The sequence below is a fragment of the Rathayibacter sp. AY1F4 genome (assembly GCF_002931775.1).
GTDB lineage: Bacteria > Actinomycetota > Actinomycetes > Actinomycetales > Microbacteriaceae > Rathayibacter.
The window spans coordinates 1-26,138 of record NZ_PSVE01000007.1 but is presented as its reverse complement, the minus strand read 5'-3'; the positions used below and the strand labels follow the sequence as shown (position 1 = coordinate 26,138).

The window sequence follows — 26,138 nt, the reverse complement described above, 5'->3', positions numbered from 1 at the left end:
AGCCGAAGTTCGGCGACGGCCGCCAAAACGGTCTCTTGTTCAAGAGAGGCGCCATCGCAGACTCCGTGTCGTAGAACTCGCCGACCTCGACACCCGCGACGGCATCTGTGCGCTCTGGTTGGTCACCGACACCGAAGACTTCGTGCTCCACGCACGCAGCGACTCCACGCTGCACCGCCAGCAGTTCGTCCTTCACGAGTTCGCCCACATGATCCTTGGTCACACGGAGGGCGATGACTGCACGGCCGGGGATGTCTTGCTGCCCAACATCCCTCCCCGCACGCGCGGACGCCTGCTCAAGCGGCAGGATATTGACAGTGAGACGGAGATCGCTGCCGAGTCCCTCGCTGATCGGCTGGCTGCGGGCATCCGAGGATCGGTGTTTGCCGAGTCGCGCTATTCGGAGATTTTCGGTTGATCCAGACGCTCGTCGCTACGCTCATGTGGGCGCTCGTGGCGAGCCTGCTCATCTTCCGCCGCAAACGGGCGGATCGAAGCATCACCTACGCCTCCGTCACGATCGCCGTGGCGATGACCCTGAACGTCGACGCCATCTACCTCGCCACCGATCCGCTTCTTGGTGGAACGAATGTCACCATCCTCGTTGCGGATGGGCTGCTGATGACCGGGATCTTCTTCCTCGGTCGAGGCGTCATGAGGGCCGACGAGTACCGACCCAGGTTCGTGCGCGCCGCCGTGGGCATCCCGGTGCTCGTCATCTCGCTTCTCGCGATCACTACGACATTCATGTTCATCGACCGGGGCGCAACCACGACTCAGATCATGATCGACTTCGGCGCGCAACCTGCGGCAGCGACCTACTCGATCATCAACTTCAGCTACTTCTTCCTCGTCATCACGACGATGATGATCCTCGCCGCGCGGCAGTACCTGCGTAGCTCCGGCATCCAGCGACTCCCCGCAGGGCTGATGAGGCTGGGATCGGCGCTCGGCGGCGCACTGTGCCTGGCCGTGCTGACGATGGACGTCGCACACGTCACCGGCCAACTCGATCTCATGCGTGCCGTCCAACCAGCCTACGAACCGCTCTCTCTGCTTGCGTTCCTATTCCTATGCGCGGGCTTCGCCGTGCAGCCAGCCGTCCGTCGCGCCCAGCACGAAATGCGCCGGAAGCGCACCGCCGGCCTCGCGACACAGTTGGAGCCTCTGTGGAATCAGGCGTCCCTCGTGCGGCCTGGGCTGAGCCAAGCAGACCCGCTCGCTGCGGGCGCGGATGACCCGGAGAGCCGTCTACACCGGGAGATCGTTGAGATCCGTGACGCGATGATCGACCCGCGCGTCGCCTTCGACATCAGCGCAGCCGAGCGCGCACTACTGCAGAGCGCCGAGAGCCACCTCCTCGGACTCGACACGAGGGCGACACGGATCACGGCGTCACCAGTGACCCGAGTCGACGACGGGGGCAGCTCGTGATCCGTCGGGTCACGCTAGGTGCCGGACTTGTTGCGGCAGTCGCGTTGGGTGCCGGCTGGGTGATCGCGCGGCGGCTGACAGCCCCCAGCACGCGAAGATACGACCTGATCGTCCGCGAGGTGGAATACGACGGCGACGCCTGTTTCATCGTGCTCGACCGAACCCAGCAGACCACCGCCAAAGGCATTTACAACCTGTGGTTCGAGAACGGAGGGTGGGCGCAACTCTCTGCAGACGTGCTCGACCGTGGACCGACCCTGATCGCGCGACAGGTGACGAGCACTGCACCGGAACTCACTCTCAGGGCTGGCGATCGCGTCTCGTGGAGCGGAATCTACTACGCGACCCCCCACCACGCCGGCCTCCACGCACACGACATCACCATCGACACCCCCGCGGGACCTTCCCCCGCCTGGCGCATCGACGGCGACAGCGCCCGATCGACGTGGGCGATCCACATACATGGCCTCGGCAGCGTCCGAGCCGGGACACTTCGCGGTGTGCTCGCCGCAACCGACCGCGGCTACACCTCGCTCGTCATCACCTACCGAGCCGACGGCGAAGGCCCGAGAGGCGGCAACGGCCGGTCAACCCTCGGCTTCACCGAGACCGACGACGCCGAGGCCGCCATCGAGTACGCGGTCCGGCACGGAGCCCGACAGGTCGTGCTCTTCGGATGGTCGATGGGTGCCGCCATCGCGCTCCAGCTCGCTCATCACTCGCCACATCGCCGCAGCATCGCAGGTCTGGTGCTCGACTCACCCGTTCTCGACTGGGGCGAAGTCGTCAAAGCGAACTGCACCCGCAGCGGGCTCCCCGCAGCCGCGGGCAGCCGCGCGATCCCGTGGCTGGCGATCCGCCCCCTGGCTCGAATGGTCTGCCTGCCCGACCGCATCCCGCTCCGATCCTTCGACTGGACGGCTCGTGCCGAGGAACTCACTACCCCCACACTCATCCTCCACGGCAATCAGGACGACTCCGTACCGATACGGCTCTCATAAGCACTCCGAGATTCTCGGCCTGGCCTTGTTTCGCTAGAGGTCTTCGAAGCAGGACACACGCTCTCGTGGAACTCCGACCCCGACCGATGGCAGAGCGCGGTGACGACATGGCTCACGGCACACGTCGCGCCTCCGGCTCATTCGGGGTGATTTGGGCGTCGGACACCGCTCTGGGCAAGCTTCACCGGGGATACTCGGTCAAACCCGGCTTAAGCGGCCTCCGTCATCGGTAAGGTGAGGGGGGCGAGGCACGAGCGGAGGGAGGAGCCGATGGCGGAACCTTGGCTGTCTGCCGACGACATCGCGAACCATCTCGGCATCACGAAGGACACCGTGTACGCCTGGATCGCCGACAAGGGGATGCCCGCCCACAAGATCGGGCGGCTCTGGAAGTTCCAGGTCTCCGAGGTCGATGAGTGGGTGCGGCGCAAGGGTGCGTCGGACTCTGACACCCCGGGCTCGACACAAGGGCGGGACTGAGTGCGCATCATCGACAATGTCAACGAGCTGCTGGGTGACGACATGAAGGCAGAGATCAGGCCAGGCTCCAAGCTGCGCATCGCCGCCTCGACGTTCTCGATCTTCGCGTTCGAAGCGCTCAAGCGTGAGCTGTCGCAGATCAAGGAGCTGGAATTCATCTTCACCGCTCCGTCGTTCAACACCGTGAAGGCGACGGACAAGCCCTCGCCGGAGCGTCGTCAGTTCGAGGTGCGGCATGGTCGCGGCTCGGAGTCGACACTGTATGGCTCCGAGTTCGAGATCCGCCTACGGAACAAGCTCACGCAGCGCGCCATCGCGCGCGAGTGCGCCGAGTGGGTGCGCCAAAAGGTCACCTTCCGCTCGAACCGAACGGGTGCCCCGATGCAGCCGCTCGCTGCTGTGGATGATGCGGTGGGTTACTTCCCAATCCAGGGCTTCACGACCGCCGATCTCGGCTACGAGCGCGGGCCGGCGACGTCGAACTACGTCACCAAGTTCGAGGGCACGAGCGAGACTCGCCAGTTCGTGCAGCTCTTCGACCAGATCTGGCACAACTCGGAGCAGCTCGATGACGTGACGCAGACGGTCCATGACCACATCGCGAGCGTCTACGCGGAGAACTCGCCGCAGCGGGTGTACTTCCTGATTCTCTACAACCTCTTCTCCGAGTTCCTCGACGACATCAACGAGGACGTGCTGCCGAACGACCTGACCGGCTACCAGGACACCGAGATCTGGAACGCGCTCTACAACTTCCAGAAGGACGCGGCGACGGGCGTCATCAACAAGCTGGAGACCTACAACGGCTGCATCCTCGCCGACTCGGTCGGTCTTGGGAAGACGTTCACCGCGCTCGCCGTCATCAAGTACTACGAGCTGCGCAACAAGTCCGTGCTCGTGCTCGCGCCGAAGAAGCTCGCCGAGAACTGGACGAACTACAACGCGAACCTGACGACGAACGTCTTCTCGAAGGATCGCTTCAATTACGACGTGCTGGCCCACACTGACCTTTCGCGCGAGTCGGGGGAATCACTGGGCATCCCGCTCGACCGGGTGAACTGGGGCAACTACGACCTCGTGGTCATCGACGAGTCCCACAACTTCCGCAACGCGGACTTCACGACCGAGAACGAGACTCGGTACCAGCGCCTCATGCGCAAGGTGATCCGCGAGGGCGTGAAGACGAAGGTGCTGATGCTGTCGGCGACACCCGTGAACAATCGCTTCAACGACCTGCGTAACCAGCTCGCGCTGGCCTACGAGGGAGACTCCGCACAGCTTGCCGCGAAGCTCAATATCTCCACGACGGTGGAGGAGGTCTTCCGTCAGGCGCAGCGCGCCTTCAACGAGTGGTCGGACTTGCCGCCCGAGGATCGCACATCGGAGGCGATCCTGTCCCGCCTGGACTTCGACTTCTTCGAACTGCTCGACTCGGTGACGATCGCGCGCTCGCGCAAGCACATCCAGGCGTTCTACGACACCTCCGACATCGGTGCGTTCCCGGAGCGACAGCCGCCGAAGTCGGTCCACGCGCCGCTGACCGATCTGCCGGACGCTCCGACGTTCAATGAGATCTTCGACCAGCTCCAGTCGCTCACGCTCGCGGTCTACGCGCCGCTCGCCTACGTCTTCCCAAGCCGGATGGAGAAGTACGAGCGGCTCTATGGCAACGTCGGCGGTGGCCGCAACATCGCGGGTGGGTCGGTCGCGAACCTCGGTGCGGCGAACCGCGAAAAAGGCATCCAGAAGCTGATGACCGTCAACCTCCTGAAGCGGTTGGAGAGCAGCGTGCAGGCGTTCCGCCTCACGCTCAACCGTCTGGAGATGACCGTCGCGGAGGCGCTTGAGGCGATCGACAACCACGCCAGCGCGGTCACGGACGTCGCGTCGAGCCTGGCCGACCTGGATGCCGACGACGACGATTTCGAGTTCCCCACGAGCGGCACCGTCGGCAAGAAGGTGCAGATCGACCTTGGCGATATGGATGTCGAGTCGTGGAACCGGGATCTCTCCCACGACGGGCTCGTCATCTCACGACTCCTCGCCTCAGTCGAAGCGATCACCCCCGAGCATGACCTGAAGCTGCGCATCCTCAAGGAGCTGATCGAGGCGAAGTTCGCCGAGCCGATCAACCCTGGCAACCGCAAGGTGCTGATCTTCTCGGCCTTCGCTGACACCGCCTCCTACCTCTACCGGGAGCTCAGTCCTGCGCTGAAACGTCGCGGCTACGAGTCGGCGCTGGTCACCGGCCAGGGCAACCCGAGCACGTCGCTCGGCAAAGGCTACGGCTTCCAGCAGACCCTCACCCTGTTCTCCCCGCGCTCGAAGCAGCGCCATCTCGTGATGCCCAAGGAGTCGAACGAAGTCGACGTGCTCATCGGCACGGACTGTATTTCGGAGGGCCAGAACCTCCAGGACTGCGACTACCTCGTCAACTACGACATCCACTGGAACCCGGTCAGGATCATTCAGCGCTTCGGCCGCATCGACCGGATCGGATCGACGAACGAGCGCATCCAGCTCGTGAACTTCTGGCCCGACATCTCCCTCGATGAGTACATCAACCTCAAAGAGCGCGTCGAGAACCGCATGGTCATCGCCGATCTCGCCGCGACCGCCGATGACAACGTGCTTACGCAGGAGTCGAGCGATGCCGCATTCCGCAAGGAGCAGCTCCGCAAGCTCCAGGACGAGGTCATCGAGCTGGAGGACGTGCGTACCGGCATCTCCATCACCGACCTTGGGCTCAACGATTTCCGCATGGACCTGCTCGGGTACATCAAGGAGTATGGCGACCTGGCAGGCACGCCCAAGGGCCTGCACGCCGTCGTGCCGGCCAATCGCGAGAAGGGGCTCAAGCCGGGTGCACTGTTCGCGCTGCGGAACATCAACGCCGACGAGATGCTCCACCGGGGCAACCGCCTGCACCCGCATTACCTCGTCTACCTAGACGACGAGGGCAACCTCATCGCCGACCACACTGAGGTGAAGTACCTGCTCGACCTGATCCGCGCCGGGTGCCGCAACCGCGACGAGCCCGCCTGGGAGGTGTGCCGGGTCTTCAACGCAGCCACCCGCGACGGCGCGGAGATGGGCAAGTACAGCGGTCTGCTCACCGAGGCGATCCGCTCCATGATCGACGTGACGGAGGAACGCGATGTCGACAGCCTCTTCAGCCCCGGCCACACCACCGCGCTCGTGCAGACCATCGCCGGGCTTGACGACTTCGAGCTGATCGCGTTCCTCGCCATCGTCGAGGAGCCTGCCGGTGACTGATGCGCCCCAGGCCCCAGCCCTCTACCGCTGGCCCCCGGCCGCGAAGTTCGGCCGGGTGGTGCCGAAGACGAAGTTCTACGAACACGGCAGCGTGCGCACCGTGCTGCGCGAGAAGTTCGTCGGCGACATTCAGCGCATCACTTGGGCCTACAAGCTCGCCGAATCGACGATCCGGCTGAAAGGAACCGCGGCGGTGCCGGAGATCCAGGTCTTCACCGTCGAGACGAAGGGCGGCGATGTCGGCGACGACGTGTTGACCGCCATCGACAAGGCGGTCCACTTCCCGATCCTCTTCGAGGTGTCGAGGGGTGATGAGGTGCGCATGGTCGCGGCCCACAAGACCCTCGGTGGCACGACTCCGAAAGTCGGTGCGTACTTCACGGCCGCGTGGCTTCCGCTCGATACCGCCCGCACTCCGCTGCCGACCGCCATCGACCTGTCTGCCCTCTACGAGGCGCTGCTGGCCCCGCTGCTCCCCGTCGCGTCACGCCGCGGCGAGTCCGTGTCGGCTGCCACCGAGAGAATGGAGCGGGCGAAGAAGCTCGAACGCGAGATCGCTGCACTGGAGCGCAAGCTCCGCACCGAGCCGCAGCTCAACCGCAAGGTAGAGCTGCGGCGAGCACTGAAGGACCGCCAGGCCGCACTCGCGGCACTGGTATGAGCGCACCAAGAGGAACCAGATGGAAATGCCGGAGAAGCTGGAACTACAGTCGGTCGACGTCACAAGGAAGAATGTCGAGGCGATTGAGGCCCTCTTCCCGAACGTCGTGAAGGAGGCGCGCGACGAGGACGGTGAACTGATCCACCGCGTCGACTTCGAGGCGCTCCGCCAGGAGCTGGACGACTGCGTCGTGGAGGGCAAGGAGGTCTATCAGATCGACTGGCCGGGCAAGCTCGAGGCGGAGTTCCTCTCGAACACCCCAACGGCGAAGACGCTCCGGCCGAATCGTTCGGACTCGGTCGACTTCGACACCACGAGGAACCTCTTCATCGAAGGGGACAACCTCGAGGCGCTGAAGCTCCTCCAGGAGTCGTATCTCGGCAAGGTCCGGCTGATCTACATCGACCCGCCCTACAACACCGGGAACGACCTCGTTTACCACGATGACTTCGCGTCCTCGAAGCAGGAGTACCTCTGGAAGTCCGGGCAGGTGAACGACACGGGCGAAAAGCTCGTCGCGAACACGAGCGCGAACGGTCGCTTCCACTCCGACTGGCTCAGCATGGTCTACCCGCGCCTCCGGCTCGCAAAGCGGTTCCTTGCGCAGGACGGCGTCATCCTCGTCAGCATCGACGACGCCGAGCAGGCGTCGTTGCGCCGGCTCATGGACGAGGTCTTCGGCGAGCAGAACTTCATCGCACAGCTCGTATGGGAGAAGGGACGCAAGAACGACGCGAAATTCTTCTCCACCGGGCACGAGTACGTCATGGTCTACGCAAAGTCGCAGTCGTACCTGCGCGAGCAGAAGACGAAGTGGCGAGAGGAGAAGCCGGGCGCGCGGGAGATCTGGGACGAGTACCTCCGTCTCCGCCAGATGCACGGTGCGGACGATTCCGCCATCGAAAAGGATCTCTCGGCCTGGTTCACGGCGTTGCCGCGCACCGACCCGTCGAAGAAGTGGGCGCGCTACAAGCGGGTCGATGCGAACGGCCCGTGGCGTGACCGAGACATCTCTTGGCCGGGTGGGAACGGGCCGATCTACGACGTCGTTAACCCGGCCACAGGTCAGGCGGTGAAAGTACCCGAGGCTGGCTGGCGCTACAGCAGTCCTGACGAAATGAAGCGTCAAATCAAGCTAGGGCTGGTCGCATTTCGCGAGGACGACCCGACCGCATCGCCGTTCCGAAAGGCACATCTGCGTCCCGTCGAGGGTGAGACGGTTGATGTCGAGGCCGACAAGGCCGAAGAGACCGAAGATGAGGCGGAACTCGCGACACAGGTCAGAGGAACGTACTTCTACAAGCAGTCGCAGGTGTCGGTGAAGCACCTTCGGGCACTCATGGGCGCGAAGGTCTTCAACAACCCCAAGGATCATGAGACGCTGTCACGGCTGTTCGAGTACGTGCTCAATGGTCACGACGGGATCGTCCTCGACTTCTTCGCCGGTTCCGGCACGACCGCCGAGGCCGTCTTCGAACTTTGCGCTCGAACGGGTCTGAACTGTCCGGTCGTGCTTGTGCAGCTCCCGGAGTCGCTCGAAGACAATCTGAAGACTGCGACCGGGGCAGCGAAGACCACGATCCAGAACGCGATCCGGCTACTGGAGAAGGTCTGCAAACCGCTGACGATCGCCGAGCTGACCAAGATCCGAATCGCCAATGCTGGCACGGCGATCCTCAGCGACCGGAAGCCCTCCAGCTGGAACGGCGACGTCGGTTTCCGAGCCTTCACGATCGACACGAGCAACTACGCGCCGGTGTCAGCGACTCCGGACGGGACCGACCAGACTCAGCTCGCGGGGCTCGTCGAGACCTTCAGGGCCGATCGCACGAGCGAGGACATCCTCTTTGAGGTGCTCATCAGCCACGGGCTCGAACTGTCAGCGCCGGTCACCGTCGAACAGGTCAACGGTCATGAGGCCCTCGTCGTGGACCCGGAGGTCAATGCACTCATCGCGTGCCTGGATGACGCAGTCGATGATGCACTCGTGCGGGAGGTCGCGAAGCGGCAGCCCTTGAAGGCGGTCTTCAAGGACTCCGCGTTCGCATCGGACTCTGCGCGCATCAACGCGAAGCAGATCTTCCAGGAGTTTTCGCGCGACACCGACTTCAAGGTGCTGTGAGCCGATGAAGCTCCAGTTCAAGGTCCAGGAGTATCAGACGGCCGCGGTCGATGCCGTGATCGACTGCTTCCGTGCGGTGCACCGCCAGCCGTATGCCGATGGCGTGAAGTACAAGATCGACCCTGGCAAGGTCGGCGTTACGCCAGCGCCGGACCCGAACGCGGCGTCGATGCTCGCCGGACTCACGCCCGCGCCGCCCGAGTCGCCGAAGGAACTCGGACCCGGTCTTCGCAACACCGAAGTCGTACTGAGCCAGGCGGAGGTACTTGAGAACATCCATGCAGTGCAGCGTCGCACGCGGGGGCTGCCCCTCTCACCTAGCGTCATGACGAGCCCTGCAGCGGGTCTCAACCTCGACGTCGAGATGGAGACCGGCACCGGCAAGACCTACGTCTACACCAAGACGATCATGGAGTTGCACCGGCAGTTCGGCTGGTCGAAGTTCGTCGTCGTCGTCCCGAGCGTCGCCATCCGCGAAGGCGTCAAGAAGTCTTTCGAGATCACCGCTGACCACTTCCTCGCCGAGTATCGGACGCGGGCCCGCGCCTTCGTCTATGACTCCGACCACCTGGAAGACGTCGAGACCTTCGCCTCCGACGCGGGCATCCAGGTCATGATCATCAACGCGCAGAACTTCAACCGGGATGCGAAGAAGGCCACCGACGACACCGACCAGAAGGGCAAGGCGTCGGGCCTCAGGATGTTCAAGGTCCTCGACGGCTTCAAGTCTCGCCGTCCGATCGACGTCATCGCAGCGAACCGGCCGATCCTCATCATCGACGAGCCGCAGCGCCTCGGCAGCAACCCGAACCGGCCGAGCGAGACGCTGAAGGCTCTCGGGCGTTTCGACGCACTCTTCGCGCTTCGCTATTCAGCGACCCATGCCATCGAGCACAACAAGGTGCATCGTCTCGATGCTCTCGACGCCTACAACAAGAAGCTCGTCAAGAAGATCGCCGCGCGCGGCATCAGCGTCAAAGGTCTCGCCGGCAGCAGCGCGTACCTCTACGTCGATGGTATGGAGCTCGGTAAAGGCGCCGACTTCCCGAAGGCGCGCGTCGAACTGGAAGTCCAGGCCCGCGGTGGCGGCATCACGCGCAAGACGGTCAAGCTCAAGAAGGGCGACCGGCTGCACGACATTTCCGGCGGTATCGAGGCATACAACGGTCTCGTGGTCGACGACGTCGACGCGATCGCGAACACCGTGACCCTGATCGACGGGCAGGTACTCCAGGCAGGCCAGGTCACCAACGACGTGACCGATGAGCAGAAGCGCCGACTGCAGATCCGGGAAGTCATCCGCGCCCACTTCGACAAGGAACGCCAGCTCTTCGGGCTCGGGATCAAGGCGCTCTCCCTCTTTTTCATCGACGAGGTCGCGAAGTACCGCGACTACGAGCGACCGGACCGAATGGGCGACTACGCCCGCGTGTTCGAGGAAGAGTACGAGGCACTCAAGGCGGAGAAACTCGGCGAACTCGACCTGGACGAATCGTCCGCCCTCTACCACGCGTTCCTCGAGCGCGACACCGTCGGGGACATCCACAACGGCTATTTCTCCAAGGACAAGAGCGGGCGCTGGATAGACAGCGACAGCTCGGATTCGTCAGACGAGCGGCAGGGCGTCTCGAAGGATGCGGAAGCGTACGACGCGATCCTTCGCGACAAGGAGAAGCTGCTTGATCCGGACTTCCCACTACGGTTCATCTTCAGCCACTCCGCGCTCCGCGAGGGCTGGGACAACCCGAACGTATTCACCCTCGGTTTCCTCAAGAAAGCGACGGCCAGCGACTCCCGTAGGCAGGAAGTTGGACGAGGGCTCCGCCTCGCCGTCGACCGGCACGGCGACCGCGCCGACAATCCCATGACGGTCCATGAGATTAACGTCCTGACTGTCGTCACCGAGGAGTCATACGTCGATTTCGTCGCAGGATTCCAGAAGGAGACCCTCGGTCTGCTCAGTGCGAGGCCGCGAAAGGCGGAGCCGGAATTCTTCGTCGGCGCGGTGCTCCGCGATGGCGCAGCTGGAACTGAGCACAAGATCTCCGAGGAGGAGTCGAAGCAGCTCCAGCGGTGGCTGCAGAAGCATGACTTCGTCGACCTCGACGACCAGCTCGCGGAGAAGTGGATCGGGAGGGCAAGCCTCCCGGAGATCCCGCCCCTACCCGAGGCGCTCCAGCCGTACTTCTACCAGGTCGCCGAGCTGATCGACTCACTCAACGTGCAGGCGTTTAAGGTCGACGACGGTCGAAAGACGAAGACGATCCCGAGGAACGAGACGAACTTCTCCAAGCGCGAGTTCCTCGACCTATGGGACCGGATCAACCGGCGCGCCGTCTACCAGGTCAACTTCGACTCGCAGCAGCTGATCGACAACTGTGTCCGTGTCCTGGATACCTCACTGCATGTCGCGCGCCTGCAGTACGTCGTCGTCCAGGGCATCCAGCGCGACGCGATCGAGGTCGAGCATTTGGCGACCGGGGAGAGCTTCAAGGTCTCACGGACGAAGACCGAGGAGTCGTCGCTGAGCGCGAACTCGACCGTCCCGTATGACCTGCTCGGCGAGATCTCTGAGAAGACGCACCTCACACGGCGAAGCTGCGCCGCGATCCTGTCTGGCATCAAGCCGTCGACCTTCGAGATGTTCCGCCAGAACCCGGAGCAGTTCATCACGGAGGCATCTCGCCTGATCAATGAACAGAAGATCGCCACGGTCGTGGCCGACATCGAGTACGACATCCTCGACGACCGCTACGACCTGTCCCTCTTCACGAAGGCGCAGACAGGGCAAGATCTTGCGAAGGCCGTGCACACGCCGAACCGGAACGTCTACGAGTACGTCATCGATGACTCCGAGGTCGAGCGCGCATTCGGTGCGGCCCTCGACGTAAGCGAGGAGGTCGTCGTCTATACGAAGCTCCCGCGCGGCTTCAAGATCCCGACTCCGCTCGATGACTACAACCCCGACTGGGCGATCGCATTCAAACAAGGCGCGGTCAAGCACGTCTATCTTGTCGCCGAGACGAAGGGCTCGCTCTCCTCGCTCGAGCTCCGCCCCGCAGAGAAGGCGAAGATCGATTGCGCCAAGAAGCTCTTCAAGAAGCTCAACGAGGTCGCGGGCACCCCCGGCATCAAGTACGACGTCGTCCGCAGTTACGACGACCTTCTGCAGCTTGTGGGAGCGTAGGCCGGATGGTCATCGAGCTGTATTTCTCTCAGCACTTCGGGGTATCGCCGAAGGTGCTGGAGGACTACGGCGCGTTCGATGTGAGCCTCGCCTCCGATTTGCCTCTCTTCGTCGACCCCTTTCTGCTCTTCAACAGCAAGAAGCAGGAGTACCGCGATCTACACGACGGAATGATCCGCTACCTCACATTCCTCCGTGACCGGGCCGCCCCCGATCTCGATCCGGGGCTGATCAAGTCCTGGTACATGTTCCAGGAGGGGAAGCAGAACTGGCTCGGGTTCACCGTCCTCGGCAACTCGGGGAGCGGACTCGGCAAGGACTTCGCCCGCGCGCTCCACAGCTCCCTCGGCTCGATCCTGAGAGGGTTCGGGTCGGAGTCGATCACCAAGGGTGCCCACTTGGAGAAGCTCGCGCTCATCAAAGAGGGCGTCGGGCGCGATTACATCAGCGACTTAACCACGAACCTCATCAAGGGATATCTGCTGGAGTACACCCAGGCGTTTGCGCTGGCGCATCTGTCGGCCGACCGGCGCGGCACATTCTCGGTCGCCCGCGCGGTCTTCATCTACGAGACCGAGACCTGGAAATCGAGCCAGTACGAACTGCCCGCGCTCCGGGGAGACTACGTTCTGCTCACCCCGGCCGACATACTCACCAAGGACGACACCTGGATCAGTCGCTCCGACCTAGTACGCGAGTTCAGTAGCATCCCCTACGCCATCGAAGATGAGCAGCTTCGCGCGCAGGTCAACAACTACCTCTTCAAGAAGCTGAGCAACAATCCCACGAAGAAGGAGTACTCGGACCTGGCGGCTGCGGCGATCCTCCAGTTTCTTAAGGTCATCGACTACTACATCCGCCAGAAGGAGGACACGGGCGAGCAGGCAGTAGGCCTCAGCGCAAGACGGCGGCAGGAGGTCTTCGAGGTCTTCGTGCAGATGGTGCAGCGGGTCGTCGAAGACATCCGCGCCAACACGTCGCTGCACCTGACGCCGGTCACCAGCTACGACGAGGCGCTGACCCGCGCCAACGGCTTCAAGCAGTACGTCGAGAACCAGGACGGTTACCGGCTCCTCAACAAGGCCGGCCAGGAGCGCCCGCTCGCTACGGAGAAGAAGGTCCAGCTCTTCTTCGGCCTCATCTTCTTCGGCAGCGAGTTCGACGTGAACCGCGAGGTTAACAATGGGCGCGGTCCCGTGGACTTCAAACTGAGCAAAGGGGCCGTCGACAAGTCGCTGATCGAGATCAAGCTCGCCCGCAACAGCCAACTGAAGCGGAACCTCCAGAATCAGGTCGAGGTCTACGAGAAGGCGAACGGCACGCGCACCTCGGTCAAGATGATCGTCTGCTACACAGAGGCGGACGTGGCGAAGGGCTATGCCGTCCTGAAGGAGCTGGATCTCCGCGGCGAGAAGTCCATCGTCGTCATCGACGCGCGCGCCGACAACAAGCCCTCGGGCTCGAAGGCGTGATCGGGACCGTTTCCGAGCCTGGTGGAGGGGGTTGGGTTCGCCCGGTCACGCGATCCAACAGGATCATGTCGACTTGCCTTCGTTCAGCTTCTTCAGCTCCTGGAGCTCGGCCCAGTGCTGTTCGAGCCCAGCAAGAGTCGGGCTGACGCCTTGAGTGATGAGAGCCTGTGAATGACCGTCGATGTACCGCAGGCCAGCTCGAACACTTCGCTGACCTTGGGGATGATCTCGCCGAGCTTGTCGACGTTGATGTTGATGAGCGTGGTCATCTGAACGTTCGCCTGATAGCGCGGCGTCACGCCCTTGAGCAGCTCGTCCTCCGTGAAGACCTCGCACCAGGAACGAAGGTGGCTGTAGCCGGTGTGGACCAGCGCACCCCGGGCTTCGCCGTCCAACTGCTTGGCGGCCTGGATGGTGCTGTTGATCCGTCCCTTGATCGCGTTCAAGGAGTCGATGCGTGGTCCGGTGGCACGGGACACGTTGCCCTTGCCGCTCTCGTCAGTGATCTGGAAATAGGCGCACCGCTTGGACTTCTGGAACAGTGCGAGAAGCGTTGTGGCGAACAGGATGTCGTGAGTGAAGACGATGACCTGGTTGCCGTCAGCCAGTAGAGCGATGCGCTGGGCAACTTCCTTGGTGCGGCGGTGATCGAGGCTTGACACCGGATCATCGAAGATGACTGGCGCTGTGATGCCCGCGAGGCGTGCCTCGGCGAGGAAGTCTGCGAGCGCCAACACCTTCTGCTCGCCCTCGGAGAGCACCTTGGAGGGCTTGTGCTTGCCGCTCAGTAACTTTCGGCGCTGCGCCTTACCCTCTCGCCCGACGAACTGGACTTTGAGCGATGGCGCGCGGAGCGCTTCGCATTCCTCGAGGAATAACGCATCGAAGCTCTGATTGATCAACTGGTCGCTGGCGGTCTTGGCGAGCGCGGTCACGGATCGGCCGAGGCCCGGCAGCGGACGCTTGAGCGTCTTGAGGCGATCGGCCTCCTTAGCGCTCTTGACCTGCGTCTCGATCAGCGACCAGGACTTGCCCAACTCGACGGCATCCTTGAGTTCGAGCAGCTCTGCCTGCTTCTCAGCCAGTGCCTCGGTTCGGCCCCCCGTAGGATTTCCAGCTCCGAGATGCTGTTGCCTACGGTGGTCAGCGCAGTGCCGACCTCAGCCCGGGGCTTGGCCACGAGATCGGTGATCTGGATGCTGACCGGCTGGCCTGTGGCGGCTGCCGTGGCGGAGGTGTTTCGTGCCGCTTCGATCCCTTCAACCTGAGCGAAGTAGGTCGGGCGCTCGCTTGGATCGACGTCCTTGTACTGCGGGATGAACGACGCCATCTCGTTGCCTTGGAGCGCGACAGCCTGCCGCTTTTAGCCATCGAGTGTGGTGTCGGTGGCGCGGATGTCCGCCGAGATCTTGTCCTCAAGGTATGCCGAGTAGCGGGTGAGCAGATCACGCGCCGGATCGAGCAGAGGCTGGCGGCAGTAGAGACAGCGGTCTGCATCGTGCGCCTCAATCTCGACGAGATGCTGGCGATACGTCTCGCCCGCCTCGATGAAGTCGTTCCAAGTGTCGTCGGGTTCAGCGGGCAGATCCGCAGTCGCGAAGAGCTCGCGACGGAACGTCTGGTAGTCGGTCGTGAGATGCGCGCGCGTTGCCAGTGCCTCGTTGTACTTGACCTGCTCGAAGCGGAGCAGGGCCTCGGCCGTGGTCACGGCCTCCGACAGAACTCGTTGCTCGCTCTTGAGACCAGCGATCTGGGCACCCATCGTGTTGGCGCGTAGGGCCGCAATGCCTTGGTTCAGGGCATCAAGCTGTTAGTCAACGTCGTCCCCGCTCTTAGCCTTGGCCTTGAGATCGGCGAGATCGGTTGACGCGCCGAGGGTCTCGATCAGTGGATAGATCGTCGATCCGCGTTGGAACCTAGAGAGCAGTCCCGGTCCACTCGAACCAAGCTCGGCGATAGCCGCATCAATCTGCGCGGTCACTGCCTGAATTGCAGTCGTGACGTCATTGAACAGCGCCAGCGAGGCCGGGGTGTAGACGTAATCGAGGTCTTCATCGACGTGAGTACGCACAGCAGGGCTATCGAAGATCGACACGCGCGTGAACGGTGACACACCCAGCTCGCCCGTCCAGGTCAGAGCCTGGGCGTCTTCACCCAGCTTGAACTCGAGCTTGGCGGACTGCGCCTCCGAAGTGTCGGCATCGATGTTGCCCAGAATCGTGTCGGCCGTGCGACTGTTGGCCAGAGCCTTGAAGATGCGCGAGTAGCCCGTCTTGCCGGTGCCGTTCTCCCCGTAAAGGATCGTCAGACCCTCGTGAGGCTCGATCACTGCGCCTGCCACCAGTGCGTTGACACCGCGCACCTCGGAGAGCCGCGTCAGCGACAGGGGCGGTGCCGACTCGTCCTGGCGAGCCTTGATAGGAGCAGTGGAACGGCCGGAAGATCCCGCTTGTCGAGCGCCTTCTCCTGCCGGAACAGCAGGTAGGCCTTCTCGATCACGGAGGTTCCGACCGGTCGTCCAGTAGCGATTACTTCGGCGACAAGCAGGCGTGCCCACTCGTCATTGGAGTTCCCCCATTCAGCAAGTTGCGCCCGCGGATCGATCAGTTCGGTCGGCTCGGTTGCTTCAACTTCGATCTGCGTAGTCATCAGGCGCGCACCTTCTGCGGTGCATCGGCGCTGATCCGTGATGACGGCCGGCGCCGATGGTATCCCTTCATGACCTGCTCATGACCTCCTCTACGCCATTGCAGACGCTCATCTGCTGATGCTCGATCCCTAACCATCAACGCTAGCCGCGGTGTCCGACACCGTTGACCCTGCCGCGCTCAAAGCGCGATTCGCAGTGACCCTCTTTCAGGTCTCGACTGACGATCTGGCCGACGTCTACGGCATCCCCGTGACCTCACTTCGAGACTCTTACACGTCTGGCACATCGAGGCTGACCTCGCCTGACGGCGGGCTCAGCGGCTCACCTCTTTGACGAGAGAGGCGGTGCCGGGTGTCGGTTTCGATGCAAGTCATGGGTGCGGGGGACGGCTACAAGTACCTACTGCGCACGGTGGCGTCCGCCGACGGGGAGCGGGCGCTGTCGACGCCTCTGACCCGCTACTACGCCGAGCAGGGCACCCCGCCCGGCCGGTGGATGGGCAGCGGCCTCGCCGCGCTCGGGCACGGCGAGATCCACGAGGGCGCGCAGGTGTCGGAGGCGCAGCTCCAGCTTGGGCCTTGACCCGGTGACGGGCGATCCACTGGGGAAGGCGTACCCGGTGTTTCCAAGCGTCGAGGATCGGATCGCCGCTCGGCTCGCCAGGCTCGAACCCGCGCCGGGCGCGACGGAGCGTGCCGAGGCAGTCGCCCTGATCGAGGCGGAGGAATCGGCGCGCACGTCGCGGCGGGCGGTCGCGGGGTTTGACTTCACGTTCTCATTGCCGAAGTCGGCGTCGGTGCTGTGGGGTGTCGCGGACGCGGCGACCCAGGCGCGGATTGCCGAGGCGCACCACGCCGCCGTTGCGGAGGTCGTTGCATTCATGGAGCGGGAGGTCGCGGCCACGCGCTCGGGCGCAACCTCCCGCGACGGCGCGGTTGCACAGGTCCAGGTGACGGGGCTGATCGCCACCGCGTTCGACCATTTCGACTCGCGGGCGGGCGATCCGCAGTTGCACACGCATGTCGTGGTGAGCAACAAGGTGCGCACGCTGTCCGACGGCAAGTGGCGGTCGTTGGATAGCCGGCCGCTGCACGCGGCGACCGTACCGCTGAGCGAGCTGCACACCGCGGTCTTCGCCGACCACCTGACTCGCGCGCTCGGCGTGGGCTGGGAGCGGCGCGAGCGGGGAGCCGACCGCAATCCGGTGTGGGCGGTCGCCACGGTGCCGGAGGGCCTGTTTGCGGAGTTCTCGTCCCGGTCGCGGCACATCGACATCGAGAAGGATCGCCTGATCGCCGAGTACGAGGCCGCGCACGGGCACGCGCCGTCGCGGGAGACGATCATTCGGCTTCGGCAGCAGGCGACGCTGGCGACCCGGCCCGACAAGGAAGTCCGCCCGCTGGCCGACCTCGCCCAGGAGTGGCGCACCCGTGCGAGCCGACTGCTCGGCCGAGACGCGAGCGCATGGGCGCGGGAAGCCGTCCAGGTCGAGCCAGTCGAGCTGCTGCGCGCGGAGGGTGTGCCGCTGGAGCAGATCGCTCGGCTCGGCCTGGCGGTGGTCGCAGCGGTCGCGGAGAAGCGCACGACGTGGAGCCGCTGGAATCTCTACGCCGAGGCCGCGCGGCAAGCGATGGGCTGGCGGTTCGCCGCCACGGAGGATCGTGAGGCGATCACGGGGATGATCGTTGACGCCGCGCAACAGGCATCCATCCGGCTCACCCCGCCCGAGCTGGCCTCCAGTCCCGTTGCGTTCCAGCGCACGGACGGGACGAGCGTGTTCCGCCCGCGCAACGCCGTCCGCTACAGCGGTGCCGCGGTGCTCGCTGCCGAGGACCGGCTGCTTGCACGCTCCCGCGAGCAGGTTGCGCCGCGCCTGGCGGATGCAACCATCGCGCACGCGCTGCAACCCCAGCGGGGCCGCGCGCGGCGACGACCAAGGGGTCGCGCTCACCGCGATTGCGTCGTCGGGCCGGATGCTCGACCTGCTCGTCGGCCCCGCGGGGGCGGGCAAGACCACCGCGCTGTGCGCGTTGCGCCGCGCGTGGGAGGCTGAGCACGGGCACGGCTCGGTCGTCGGCCTGGCACCGTCCGCGGTCGCGGCGGAGGTGCTGGCCGGTGACCTGGGCATCCCGACGGAGAACACGCGAAGTGGTGGCAGACCTACCGCAACCACGGCATGGGATTCGCCGCCGGGCAGCTCGTGATCGTGGACGAGGCATCGCTCGCCGGGACGCTTGCCCTCGACCGGCTCGTGCGCGTCGCGGCCGAGGCCGGGGCGAAGGTGCTGCTCGTGGGCGACCCCGCCCAGCTCCAGTCCGTCGATGCCGGGGGAGCGTTCGGGATGCTCGTCGCCGACCGTGAGGACGTGCCCGAGCTGACCGACGTGCGTCGCATCGCCGCGGCCTGGGAGAAGGACGCCACGCTCGACCTGCGCTACGGTCGTGTCGAGGCCATCGACGCCTACCAAGCGCACGGCCGCATCCGCGCGGGCGAAGCCGAGCGCATGGCCGACGCCGCCTACGCCGCATGGCAGCGCGACCGGGCAGCCGGGCTGGCGAGCATCCTCATCGCCGAGTCGAGCACTATGGTCACCACGCTGAACCAGCGCGCCCGCGCCGACCTCATACTCGCCGAGGTGGTCGACGCCCGCGCCGAGGTACGGCTGCACGACGGCACCGAGGCATCCATCGGGGATGCGATCATCACCCGCCGCAACGACCGCGCGCTGCGCGCCGGGCGCGGATGGGTTCGCAACGGCAGCCGGTGGACGGTCGCCGCTGTCGGCGGCGACGGGTCGCTGAGAGTGCGGCCCGCCGGACGGCGCTGGGGCGCTACCCTGCGGCTCCCAGCGGAGTACGTCGCCGAGCACGTCGAACTCGGCTATGCGGTCACCGCGTACCGCGCGCAAGGCATCACGGTCGAGACCGGGCATACCCTTGTCGAGCCCGGCGCGACGCGCGAGAACTTCTACGTCGCCATGACCCGCGGCAGGTACAGCAACATCGCCTACGTCTCGATCAACCGCCCCGACGACGACCACATTCACCCGCCCATCCAGGACACCGCGTCGGTCGCGGCGCGCAAGGTGCTCGCCGGGGTGCTCCAGCACGTCGGCGCGGAACTCTCCGCCCGCCAGATGATCGCGGCCGAGCAGGACACCTGTGGCTCGGTCGCGCACTTCACTGCCGAGTACGAGACCATCGCCGCCGCCGCACAACAGCCGAGGTGGGAAGCCCTCATGCGCGCCACCCGACTCACCGAGGCCGAAGCGGACGCGGCCATCGGATTGACCGCGTTCGGCGCGCTCGGTGCCGAGCTGCGTCGCGCCGAAGCGGACGGGTACGACGCGGATCGCCTGCTGCGCGCGCTCGTCACCTCACGCCCGCTCGACGATGCGGACGACGTGGCCGCGGTGCTCCACGAACGCGTGATCCGAGCCCTGACCCGAACGAACGGTGCCGGGCGCGTGCGCCAGCCCGCCACGCCCATTGCCGGACTCATCACCCCGGCCCGCGGCACAATGGACGAGGACATGCGCACCGCGCTCCGCGAACGCGCCGCACTCATCGAGCAGCGCGCGGACGCACTCGTCGCCGAAGCGGTCGGCGCGTCCGCGGCATGGGTCGTGGAACTCGGCACAGAGCCCGCAGATCCGCAGCTCGCGGCTCTGTGGCGACGCGAGGCGCGCACCGTCGCTGCCTACCGCGATGCCTACGGCATCACTGAGGCCAGCACGCTCGGACCCGTCGGCGACGACGCCCGGCAGCGCGCAGGCGCGACGCGAGCACGCGACGCGATTCTTCGCGCGCAACAGCTCGCGGCTCACGCGGCAGAACCGGAGCCGATTGCCCCTGCCGCCCGTGTCGCTGCGCCGCGCCTGTAGCCCCCTTCCGCGTGTCCGAGGTCAGGCGTACCCTGGGTGTCGAGGTAGTAGCCACGATTTCTAGGTCGCTTGCGACGGTCCCCTCGGGACGCTCACCACATGATCTACCTCCTCGGCGGAGCTACGCACCCTCTCAGGAGGCGGACATCATGCTCCGACTGCTCTGGAATCTCAGCAACCGCGTCCGGCTGTTCCTGCGGACCTACATGCCGACGAACATCCTGCTCGACACACTGCGCACGCGACGCGGCCTGAAGTGGGCCGTGCCCGCCATGCTGATCGCCGCGCCGTACCTGCTCGGCGCGTGGCTCCTGACCGTCTGGATCGCCGACGGCGGGCCGGGATGGCTGAACCTGCTCGTGCTGCTGTTCATCTGGAACGCACTGAAGTTCCTCGTCAACGGCCCGATCACGCTCATCATCCTGATCCGGGCACGCCTCGCCGAGCGGCGCGACCGCCGACTCGCCGAGCGGGAGTCGGCGGCTTACGCTGCGGACGGCGACCTCCCCGTGCTCACCGCGACGCGCATCTGACCCGGCCGCACGGGACCGCCGACGGCACCGTAGAAGCGGTTATGCGCTCCGTCCGAAATCCCGTCCGTTTACTACCCGTAGCCGTCCGTAAACGTCCAGAGATAAACTGAGCCCCAGACGGCAACTGCCGCCTGGGGCTCAGTAAATCACTGGCCTCGGAAACCGCAAGTACGGTCCCGAAGACCTCCCGGGATCAGACCCCGTAGTACAGCTCGAACTCGAACGGGTGAGGACGCTGCGCGAGGGGCTTGATCTCCTTCTCGCGCTTGTACTCGATCCAGGTGTCGATGAGCTCCTGAGTGAACACGCCGCCCTGGAGGAGGAAGTCGTGGTCGGCCTCGAGGGCGTCGAGAGCCTCGCCCAGGGTCGCGGGGACCTGCGGGATGAGCTTCGCCTCCTCGGGGGGCAGCTCGTAGAGGTCCTTGTCGACCGGCTCGTGCGGCTCGATGCGGTTCTTGATGCCGTCGAGGCCCGCCATCAGCTGCGCGGCGAACGCGAGGTACGGGTTGCCGGAGGCGTCGGGCGCACGGAACTCGATGCGCTTGGCCTTCGGGTTCGTGCCCGTGATCGGGATGCGGATGGACGCGGAGCGGTTGCCGGCCGAGTAGACCAGGTTGACCGGCGCCTCGAAGCCCGGGATCAGGCGGTGGTACGAGTTGACCGTCGGGTTCGTGAACGCGAGGACGGCGGGGGCGTGCTTGAGCAGGCCGCCGATGTACCAGCGCGCCAGGTCCGAGAGACCGCCGTAGCCGTTCTCGTCGTAGAAGAGCGGCGTGCCGTCGTTCCACAGCGACTGGTGGGTGTGCATGCCCGAGCCGTTGTCGCCGAAGAGCGGCTTCGGCATGAACGTGGCGGTCTTGCCCCACTGCTCGGCCGTGTTCTTGACGATGTACTTGAACTTCAGGATGTCGTCCGCCGCGTGGACCATCGTGTCGAAGCGGTAGTTGATCTCGGCCTGGCCGCCGGTGCCCACCTCGTGGTGCGAGCGCTCGAGGATGAGGCCGGCGTCGATCAGCTTGAGGCAGATGTCGTCGCGGAGGTCGGCCTGCTTGTCGACGGGGCTCACCGGGAAGTAGCCGCCCTTGTAGGGCGTCTTGTTGCCGAGGTTGCCGCCCTCCTCGACGCGTCCCGAGTTCCAGGCGCCCTCGACCGAGTCGACGGAGTGGAACGCGGAGTTCTGCGTGATCTCGTAGCGGACGTCGTCGAAGATGTAGAACTCCGCCTCGGGGGCGAAGAACGCGGTGTCGGCGATGCCGGTCGACGCGAGGTACTTCTCGGCCTTCTTCGCGACCTGACGCGGGTCCTTGGAGTAGATCTCGCCGTTGCGCGGGTTGTAGATGTCGAAGACGAGGATCAGCGTGCGCTCGACGCGGAACGGATCCACGTAGGCGGTGGTCACGTCAGGGATCAGCTGCATGTCCGATTCGTGGATGTTCGCGAATCCGCGGATCGAGGACCCGTCGAAGAGCTGACCGACGGAGAAGAACTCCTCATCGACAGTCGAGGCGGGGATGTTGAAGTGCTGCTGGACACCGGGGAGATCGGTGAACCGGATGTCGAGGAACTTGACGTCCGTGTCCTTGATGAACGAGAGCACCTCGGAAGAATCTTTAAACATGCAAAGGTCTCCAATGGCGTAACGGGGTGCTGCAGAGCGCAGCCGTTCCAGGGTAGTGACGGGGGGTTTCCCCACCGTGTCCCTGTTGTTTCCGACATGTTACGGGGCCCGTCCGGGGTCGGGCTCCACGTCGTCTGCCGGACCACCCGCTCCTCGGTCCGCTCCGAGACGCCGCGGATAGGATCGGAGGATGCCAGCCGCCGACCGCAGGACCTTCGCCGACGCCGCCCCGAGCTCGTACCCGGGGGAGCGTCTCGGCCTCCCCCGAGAGGGCCGCCTCTCGGTCGGACGGTCCGGCCGCCGCATCGCCGCCCTGGCCGTCGACTTCGCCGTCGCCGCCCTGCTGTCGCTCGCGTTCTTCGACTACGACCGCTGGGCGAGCCTGCTGCTGTTCGTCCTGCTGCAGGTCGTCTTCATCCCCACCATCGGCGGCAGCATCGGGCACCGCCTGCTCGGGATGCGCGTCATCCGTCTCGGCGGGGGCTGGGTCGGCGTGTGGCGCCCGATCGTGCGCTCTGTGCTGCTGGCCGTGCTGGTGCCGGCCCTCGTCTGGGACTCGGACCAGCGCGGCTTCCACGACAAGGTGGCCGGGACGGTTCTCGTCCGCTACTGACTCGCGCCGCAGACGGAGCAGGCCGGCCGGGAGAGATCCCGACCGGCCTGTCGCGTCGTGCGTCAGCGCGATCGCTGAGGGCGCACCTTGAAGGGGTCGACGCCCTTCGGGATGGGCAGCGACGTGTTGAGCGAGGAGAGCCGGTTCTTCACCGCGAGGACCTCGGCCTTGGTGAGGACCTTCTTCGTCTTCGAGAGGCGGCTCGGCACCTTGTGCAGCGGAGTCGCATCGGCGTCGGAGCCGACGTGCACGAAGGTGACGGGGACGTTCGGCAGGATCCGCGACACCTTGCGCCGCTCGTCCTCGAGCATGCGCTTGGTCCGGGAGGCGGGGCCCTCCGCGATCAGCACGACGCCTCCGCGGCCGACGGCGCGGTAGACGGCGTCCTGGGTCTTGCCGTTGACGGCGACGGGCATCTCGCCGCCGGTCCAGGTGCCGCGAAGTCCGCTGCGCAGGACGGCGCCGACCGCGCCGGGCTGCCCGGCGATCTGCCCGTAGGCGGCGCGCTCGGCGCGACGCGAGAGCACGGCGAGTCCGGCGACCAGGCCGGCCATCACGCCCACGATGATCCACAGCGCGATCACGAAGCCGTTGCCGTTGCCGAGGAGGATGCCGAGGAGCACGCCGAGCAGGATCGGGAGCAGGAGCGCGAGGAGGATGATCCAGACGGCGCTGCTGTCGTAGCGGCGGGTCATCTGGAACACCTGCCACATCTGCTTGAGACGTCCGGGTTCCTTGACCGCCTTCGTCGACGGTTCCGTGCTGCGTGCCATGACGTCAAGGATACCGAGCGGGAGCGCGGCGGCGGACCCCGGACGCGGATCCGGCTCCTCCACAGAGGGCACGTGCGCCGATCCGTCCACCGATCGGGATCGGCGGGCGTCCTCCGCCTCGACCTGCGGTCAGGCTCGCCTCATGACGAGCAGCGGGACGGTCCAGGGTCGGAGGATCGGCGGAGTGCGGACGGGGAGGCGGCGGACCCCTGCGCCGGACGCCGCACCGCCGGCCGAGCGGACGATGCGGCCGCGGGAGGCCGAGGCGCTGCAGGCGTCGCCGGTGGCTCGGCTCGCCGAGCACCGCCACCGCGAGAGCATCGTCCGGGTGGAGTCGTCTCCGAGGAGGTGCATTGTGTCGACCGCCCCTCCCGTCGTCGCCACGCTCGAGAGGTTCCTGCGGGTCGAGCGGGGGATCGGACTCGGCGCCGCGGTCACCCTCCTCGCCCCCGTGGTGGGCGCGGTCCGCGCGGCCGCGCTCGAGGGAGCATGGCTGGCTCCGACGACGGACGACATCGGCTTGACGGAGGACGGTCGGCCCCTGCTGCTGCTGACGACGCCCGCCGTCGACACCCCGCGTGCGGCGCGCGACGCGCTGCAGCGGGTCCTGGAGCGCCTCGGGATGCTCTGCCCGGAGCTGCCGGTCGCCGCTCTCGCGCGGCACCGCGACCTGCTGGCGCTGGAAGGCAACCTCTACGGACTCGCTGATCCGCAAGGGATAGGCGAGGCGGTGCGGGCGCTGCCGACGTCCGGTGCGGATGCACGGGGTCGGGAGGCGGTGCCTGCTCCGGCTGCCCGGCACCGGCGGGTCCATCCGCTCGACGGCTGGCAGGACCGCCTCCGGGCGTTCGTCGTCCGGCGTCGGGGACCGCTCTCCGTCGGGACGGCGATCGTGCTGGGAGCGGTGCTCGCCGGTTCGCTCGCGGGCGGGCCCGGTCGGCAGGTGCAGGGTGCGGGGGCGTCGACCGCAGCCGCGCCCGTTCCGGCTCGGTCGACTCCGTTGGCGGCGGCGACCGCGGCACCGCCGGCTCCGGTCGCGGCGGCCTCACTCGACGCCGAGCAGGCGGCGGAGGTGCTGATCGACGCGGTGCGGGCGTGCGGGGACCGGGAGTGCGCCCGCGGGCTCGTCACGGCGGACTCGCCGCTCGGCGACGCAGCTGACGGCCCCGCCTCCGCTGTCCCGGCGACGGGGGAGGTGTCGGCCGTCCTCGTCGACGTGAACGGGGCATCGGCGGTCGTGCACCTCCGGACAGCCCCGGGGACGACAGCGGCCTCCGTCCTGATCATCAGGACGGAGGCCGGCTGGCTCATCCGCGACGTCTACGCCGGAGCGGCCTCGTGAGAGGCGCGCTCAGGGGGGGGCGTCTCAGATGCCGAGGTCGTTCTCGAACGAGCCCTCCTCGAGGCGCTCCTTGATCGCGACCAGGAAGCGCGCCGCGTCGGCTCCGTCGACCGTGCGGTGGTCGTACGAGAGCGCGAGGAAGACGGTCGAGCGGATCGCGATGGCGTCAGCACCGTCCACCTGCACGACGGCCGGCTTCTTGGTGACGATGCCGGTGCCAAGGATCGCGGTCTGCGGCAGGAACACGACGGGAGTGTCGAAGAGGGCCCCGCGCGAACCGGTGTTGGTCAGCGTGAAGGTGCCGCCGGCGAGCTCGTCGGGCTTCAGCTTGTTGTTGCGGGTGCGCTCGGCCAGGTCTCCGATGGTGGAGGCGATCTGCGCGAGGTTCAGCTCCGACGCGTTCTTGAGGACCGGGGTCAGCAGGCCGCGCTCGGTGTCGACGGCGATGCTGATGTTCTCGTGGTCCGGGTAGACGATCGACTCGCCGTCGAGGGTCGAGTTGATCACCGGGTAGGCCTTGAGCGCCTCGGCCGCCGCGAGGGCGAAGAAGGGGAGGAAGGACAGCTTGGCGCCGGTCTTCTCCTGGAAGCTCTTCTTGACCGAGTCGCGGAAGCGGGCGACCGCCGTGACGTCGACCTCGATGACCGAGGTGAGCTGGGCGCTCGTCTGCATCGACTCGACGGCGCGCTGCGCGAGGACCTTGCGCAGGCGCGACATCGGCTGCGTGGTGCCGCGGAGGGGCGAGGTCTCGAGCGGGGTGCGCGTGGCCTTGGCGGCTGCGGCGGCGGGCGCCGAGACCGGGGCGGCCGGAGCCGACTTGGCGGCCTGGACAGCGTCGAGGACGTCCTGCTTGCGGATGCGGCCGCCGACTCCGGTTCCCGTGAGGGTGGAGAGGTCGATGCCGTTCTCGCCGGCGAGCTTGCGCACGAGCGGGGTGACGTAGCCGGGGTTGGAGTCGGTGGGCTCCGGGGAGGCGGCGGGCGCGGCGGCAGCGGGGGCCGACCGTCCTCCGTCAAGCCGATGTCGTCCGTCGTCGGAGCCAGCCATGCTCCCTCGAGCGCGGCCGCGCGGACCGCGCCCACCACGGGGGCGA

22 protein-coding genes and 1 pseudogene are annotated in these 26,138 nt (G+C 66.0%); 15 read left to right on the top strand and 8 right to left on the bottom strand.

Annotated features, from left to right (window positions below):
- The first annotated feature begins 118 nt into the window (after positions 1–118).
- The 9 genes from C5C59_RS05755 (at position 119) to C5C59_RS05715 (ending at position 13,633) form a co-directional block, all read left to right on the top strand.
- Positions 119–418 carry a hypothetical protein gene (locus C5C59_RS05755; RefSeq protein WP_258062613.1) on the top strand — a complete coding sequence of 100 codons (300 nt, stop codon included), beginning with the start codon at positions 119–121 and terminating at the stop codon, positions 416–418.
- Entirely contained in the window at positions 415–1,434 is a 1,020-nt protein-coding gene (locus tag C5C59_RS05750) for a DUF6545 domain-containing protein (protein ID WP_104238858.1), read from the top strand. The genes C5C59_RS05755 and C5C59_RS05750 overlap by 4 nt, the downstream gene beginning before the upstream one ends.
- The gene (locus C5C59_RS05745) at positions 1,431–2,435 is read left to right on the top strand and encodes an alpha/beta hydrolase (protein WP_258062612.1); all 1,005 of its coding nucleotides are present in this window, start codon (positions 1,431–1,433) and stop codon (positions 2,433–2,435) included. The genes C5C59_RS05750 and C5C59_RS05745 overlap by 4 nt, the downstream gene beginning before the upstream one ends.
- Positions 2,436–2,705: 270 nt before the next feature.
- Complete coding sequence (locus tag C5C59_RS05740; RefSeq protein ID WP_104238857.1) at positions 2,706–2,915, top strand: helix-turn-helix domain-containing protein; 210 nt, start codon at positions 2,706–2,708, stop codon at positions 2,913–2,915.
- A complete protein-coding gene (locus C5C59_RS05735; RefSeq protein ID WP_104238856.1) occupies positions 2,916–6,191 on the top strand; it encodes a helicase-related protein in 3,276 nt (1,091 codons plus the stop codon).
- The gene (locus tag C5C59_RS05730) at positions 6,184–6,852 is read left to right on the top strand and encodes a DUF4391 domain-containing protein (protein ID WP_104238855.1); all 669 of its coding nucleotides are present in this window, start codon (positions 6,184–6,186) and stop codon (positions 6,850–6,852) included. The genes C5C59_RS05735 and C5C59_RS05730 overlap by 8 nt, the downstream gene beginning before the upstream one ends.
- 25 nt (positions 6,853–6,877) lie before the next feature.
- Complete coding sequence (locus tag C5C59_RS05725; protein ID WP_104238864.1) at positions 6,878–8,974, top strand: site-specific DNA-methyltransferase; 2,097 nt, start codon at positions 6,878–6,880, stop codon at positions 8,972–8,974.
- A gap of 4 nt (positions 8,975–8,978) precedes the next feature.
- Positions 8,979–12,161 (top strand): DEAD/DEAH box helicase family protein, encoded by a 3,183-nt coding sequence (locus tag C5C59_RS05720; RefSeq protein WP_104238854.1) that lies wholly within the window; start codon positions 8,979–8,981, stop codon positions 12,159–12,161.
- Positions 12,162–12,166: 5 nt separating this feature from the next.
- The gene (locus C5C59_RS05715) at positions 12,167–13,633 is read left to right on the top strand and encodes a hypothetical protein (protein ID WP_219812470.1); all 1,467 of its coding nucleotides are present in this window, start codon (positions 12,167–12,169) and stop codon (positions 13,631–13,633) included.
- A gap of 92 nt (positions 13,634–13,725) precedes the next feature.
- On the opposite strand, the gene C5C59_RS17475 is transcribed toward C5C59_RS05715, so the two are convergent.
- The 5 genes from C5C59_RS17475 to C5C59_RS17455 are packed head-to-tail and all read right to left on the bottom strand — an operon-like array spanning position 13,726 to position 16,282.
- The gene (locus tag C5C59_RS17475; RefSeq protein WP_219812469.1) at positions 13,726–14,670 is read right to left on the bottom strand and encodes an AAA family ATPase; all 945 of its coding nucleotides are present in this window, start codon (positions 14,668–14,670) and stop codon (positions 13,726–13,728) included.
- Complete coding sequence (locus C5C59_RS17470) at positions 14,649–14,963, bottom strand: hypothetical protein (protein WP_219812468.1); 315 nt, start codon at positions 14,961–14,963, stop codon at positions 14,649–14,651. Before C5C59_RS17470 ends, C5C59_RS17475 begins: the two co-directional genes overlap by 22 nt.
- Before the next feature lie 33 nt (positions 14,964–14,996).
- Positions 14,997–15,395: a hypothetical protein gene (locus C5C59_RS17465; RefSeq protein ID WP_219812467.1), complete on the bottom strand. Its 399-nt coding sequence runs from the start codon at positions 15,393–15,395 to the stop codon at positions 14,997–14,999.
- Positions 15,396–15,443: 48 nt separating this feature from the next.
- Positions 15,444–15,995 carry a hypothetical protein gene (locus tag C5C59_RS17460; protein WP_219812466.1) on the bottom strand — a complete coding sequence of 184 codons (552 nt, stop codon included), beginning with the start codon at positions 15,993–15,995 and terminating at the stop codon, positions 15,444–15,446.
- A 14-nt stretch (positions 15,996–16,009) separates the two neighbouring features.
- Positions 16,010–16,282, bottom strand: coding sequence for a hypothetical protein (locus tag C5C59_RS17455; RefSeq protein ID WP_219812465.1), 273 nt, complete (start codon positions 16,280–16,282; stop codon positions 16,010–16,012).
- 373 nt (positions 16,283–16,655) lie between these two features.
- On the opposite strand from C5C59_RS17455, the gene C5C59_RS17745 reads away from it, so the two are divergent.
- From C5C59_RS17745 to C5C59_RS05700, 4 genes and pseudogenes are all read left to right on the top strand, one after another.
- Complete coding sequence (locus C5C59_RS17745) at positions 16,656–16,865, top strand: relaxase domain-containing protein (RefSeq protein WP_374953887.1); 210 nt, start codon at positions 16,656–16,658, stop codon at positions 16,863–16,865.
- Positions 16,866–16,902: 37 nt separating this feature from the next.
- A complete protein-coding gene (mobF, locus tag C5C59_RS17740) occupies positions 16,903–18,336 on the top strand; it encodes a MobF family relaxase (RefSeq protein ID WP_374953886.1) in 1,434 nt (477 codons plus the stop codon).
- Positions 18,257–20,166: pseudogene (locus C5C59_RS17735) on the top strand (ATP-dependent RecD-like DNA helicase). Before mobF ends, C5C59_RS17735 begins: the two are co-directional and overlap by 80 nt.
- Before the next feature lie 149 nt (positions 20,167–20,315).
- Complete coding sequence (locus tag C5C59_RS05700) at positions 20,316–20,699, top strand: sulfate permease (RefSeq protein WP_104238853.1); 384 nt, start codon at positions 20,316–20,318, stop codon at positions 20,697–20,699.
- A gap of 193 nt (positions 20,700–20,892) precedes the next feature.
- Here C5C59_RS05700 and glnA read toward each other — a convergent pair whose 3' ends face one another.
- Positions 20,893–22,317, bottom strand: a complete 1,425-nt coding sequence (glnA, locus tag C5C59_RS05695) for a type I glutamate--ammonia ligase (RefSeq protein ID WP_104223668.1) — start codon at positions 22,315–22,317, stop codon at positions 20,893–20,895.
- 190 nt (positions 22,318–22,507) lie between these two features.
- On the opposite strand from glnA, the gene C5C59_RS05690 reads away from it, so the two are divergent.
- On the top strand, positions 22,508–22,930 hold the full coding sequence (locus C5C59_RS05690) for an RDD family protein (protein WP_104223667.1): 423 nt from the start codon (positions 22,508–22,510) through the stop codon (positions 22,928–22,930).
- A 62-nt stretch (positions 22,931–22,992) separates the two neighbouring features.
- Here C5C59_RS05690 and C5C59_RS05685 read toward each other — a convergent pair whose 3' ends face one another.
- Complete coding sequence (locus C5C59_RS05685; RefSeq protein WP_104223728.1) at positions 22,993–23,703, bottom strand: DUF4191 domain-containing protein; 711 nt, start codon at positions 23,701–23,703, stop codon at positions 22,993–22,995.
- A 355-nt stretch (positions 23,704–24,058) separates the two neighbouring features.
- Here C5C59_RS05685 and C5C59_RS05675 point away from each other — a divergent pair, with 355 nt between their 5' ends.
- Entirely contained in the window at positions 24,059–25,045 is a 987-nt protein-coding gene (locus tag C5C59_RS05675; RefSeq protein ID WP_104238851.1) for a hypothetical protein, read from the top strand.
- A 24-nt stretch (positions 25,046–25,069) separates the two neighbouring features.
- On the opposite strand, the gene sucB is transcribed toward C5C59_RS05675, so the two are convergent.
- On the bottom strand, positions 25,070–26,138 hold a 1,069-nt coding region (gene sucB / locus C5C59_RS05670), incomplete at its 5' end, for a 2-oxoglutarate dehydrogenase, E2 component, dihydrolipoamide succinyltransferase (protein ID WP_104251247.1).

Bases quoted from the DNA above. Each gene is read 5' to 3' on its own strand.
- C5C59_RS05690 (WP_104223667.1), top strand. From the start codon at position 22,508: ATGCCAGCCGCCGACCGCAGGACCTTCGCCGACGCCGCCCCGAGCTCG.
- C5C59_RS05685 (WP_104223728.1), bottom strand. From the start codon at position 23,703: ATGGCACGCAGCACGGAACCGTCGACGAAGGCGGTCAAGGAACCCGGA.
- C5C59_RS17455 (WP_219812465.1), bottom strand. From the start codon at position 16,282: ATGACTACGCAGATCGAAGTTGAAGCAACCGAGCCGACCGAACTGATC.
- C5C59_RS05720 (WP_104238854.1), top strand. From the start codon at position 8,979: ATGAAGCTCCAGTTCAAGGTCCAGGAGTATCAGACGGCCGCGGTCGAT.
- glnA (WP_104223668.1), bottom strand. From the start codon at position 22,317: ATGTTTAAAGATTCTTCCGAGGTGCTCTCGTTCATCAAGGACACGGAC.
- C5C59_RS17465 (WP_219812467.1), bottom strand. From the start codon at position 15,395: ATGGGTGCCCAGATCGCTGGTCTCAAGAGCGAGCAACGAGTTCTGTCG.
- C5C59_RS17470 (WP_219812468.1), bottom strand. From the start codon at position 14,963: ATGGCGTCGTTCATCCCGCAGTACAAGGACGTCGATCCAAGCGAGCGC.
- C5C59_RS05725 (WP_104238864.1), top strand. From the start codon at position 6,878: ATGCCGGAGAAGCTGGAACTACAGTCGGTCGACGTCACAAGGAAGAAT.
- C5C59_RS05740 (WP_104238857.1), top strand. From the start codon at position 2,706: ATGGCGGAACCTTGGCTGTCTGCCGACGACATCGCGAACCATCTCGGC.
- C5C59_RS05700 (WP_104238853.1), top strand. From the start codon at position 20,316: ATGCTCCGACTGCTCTGGAATCTCAGCAACCGCGTCCGGCTGTTCCTG.
- C5C59_RS05715 (WP_219812470.1), top strand. From the start codon at position 12,167: ATGGTCATCGAGCTGTATTTCTCTCAGCACTTCGGGGTATCGCCGAAG.
- C5C59_RS17745 (WP_374953887.1), top strand. From the start codon at position 16,656: ATGGGTGCGGGGGACGGCTACAAGTACCTACTGCGCACGGTGGCGTCC.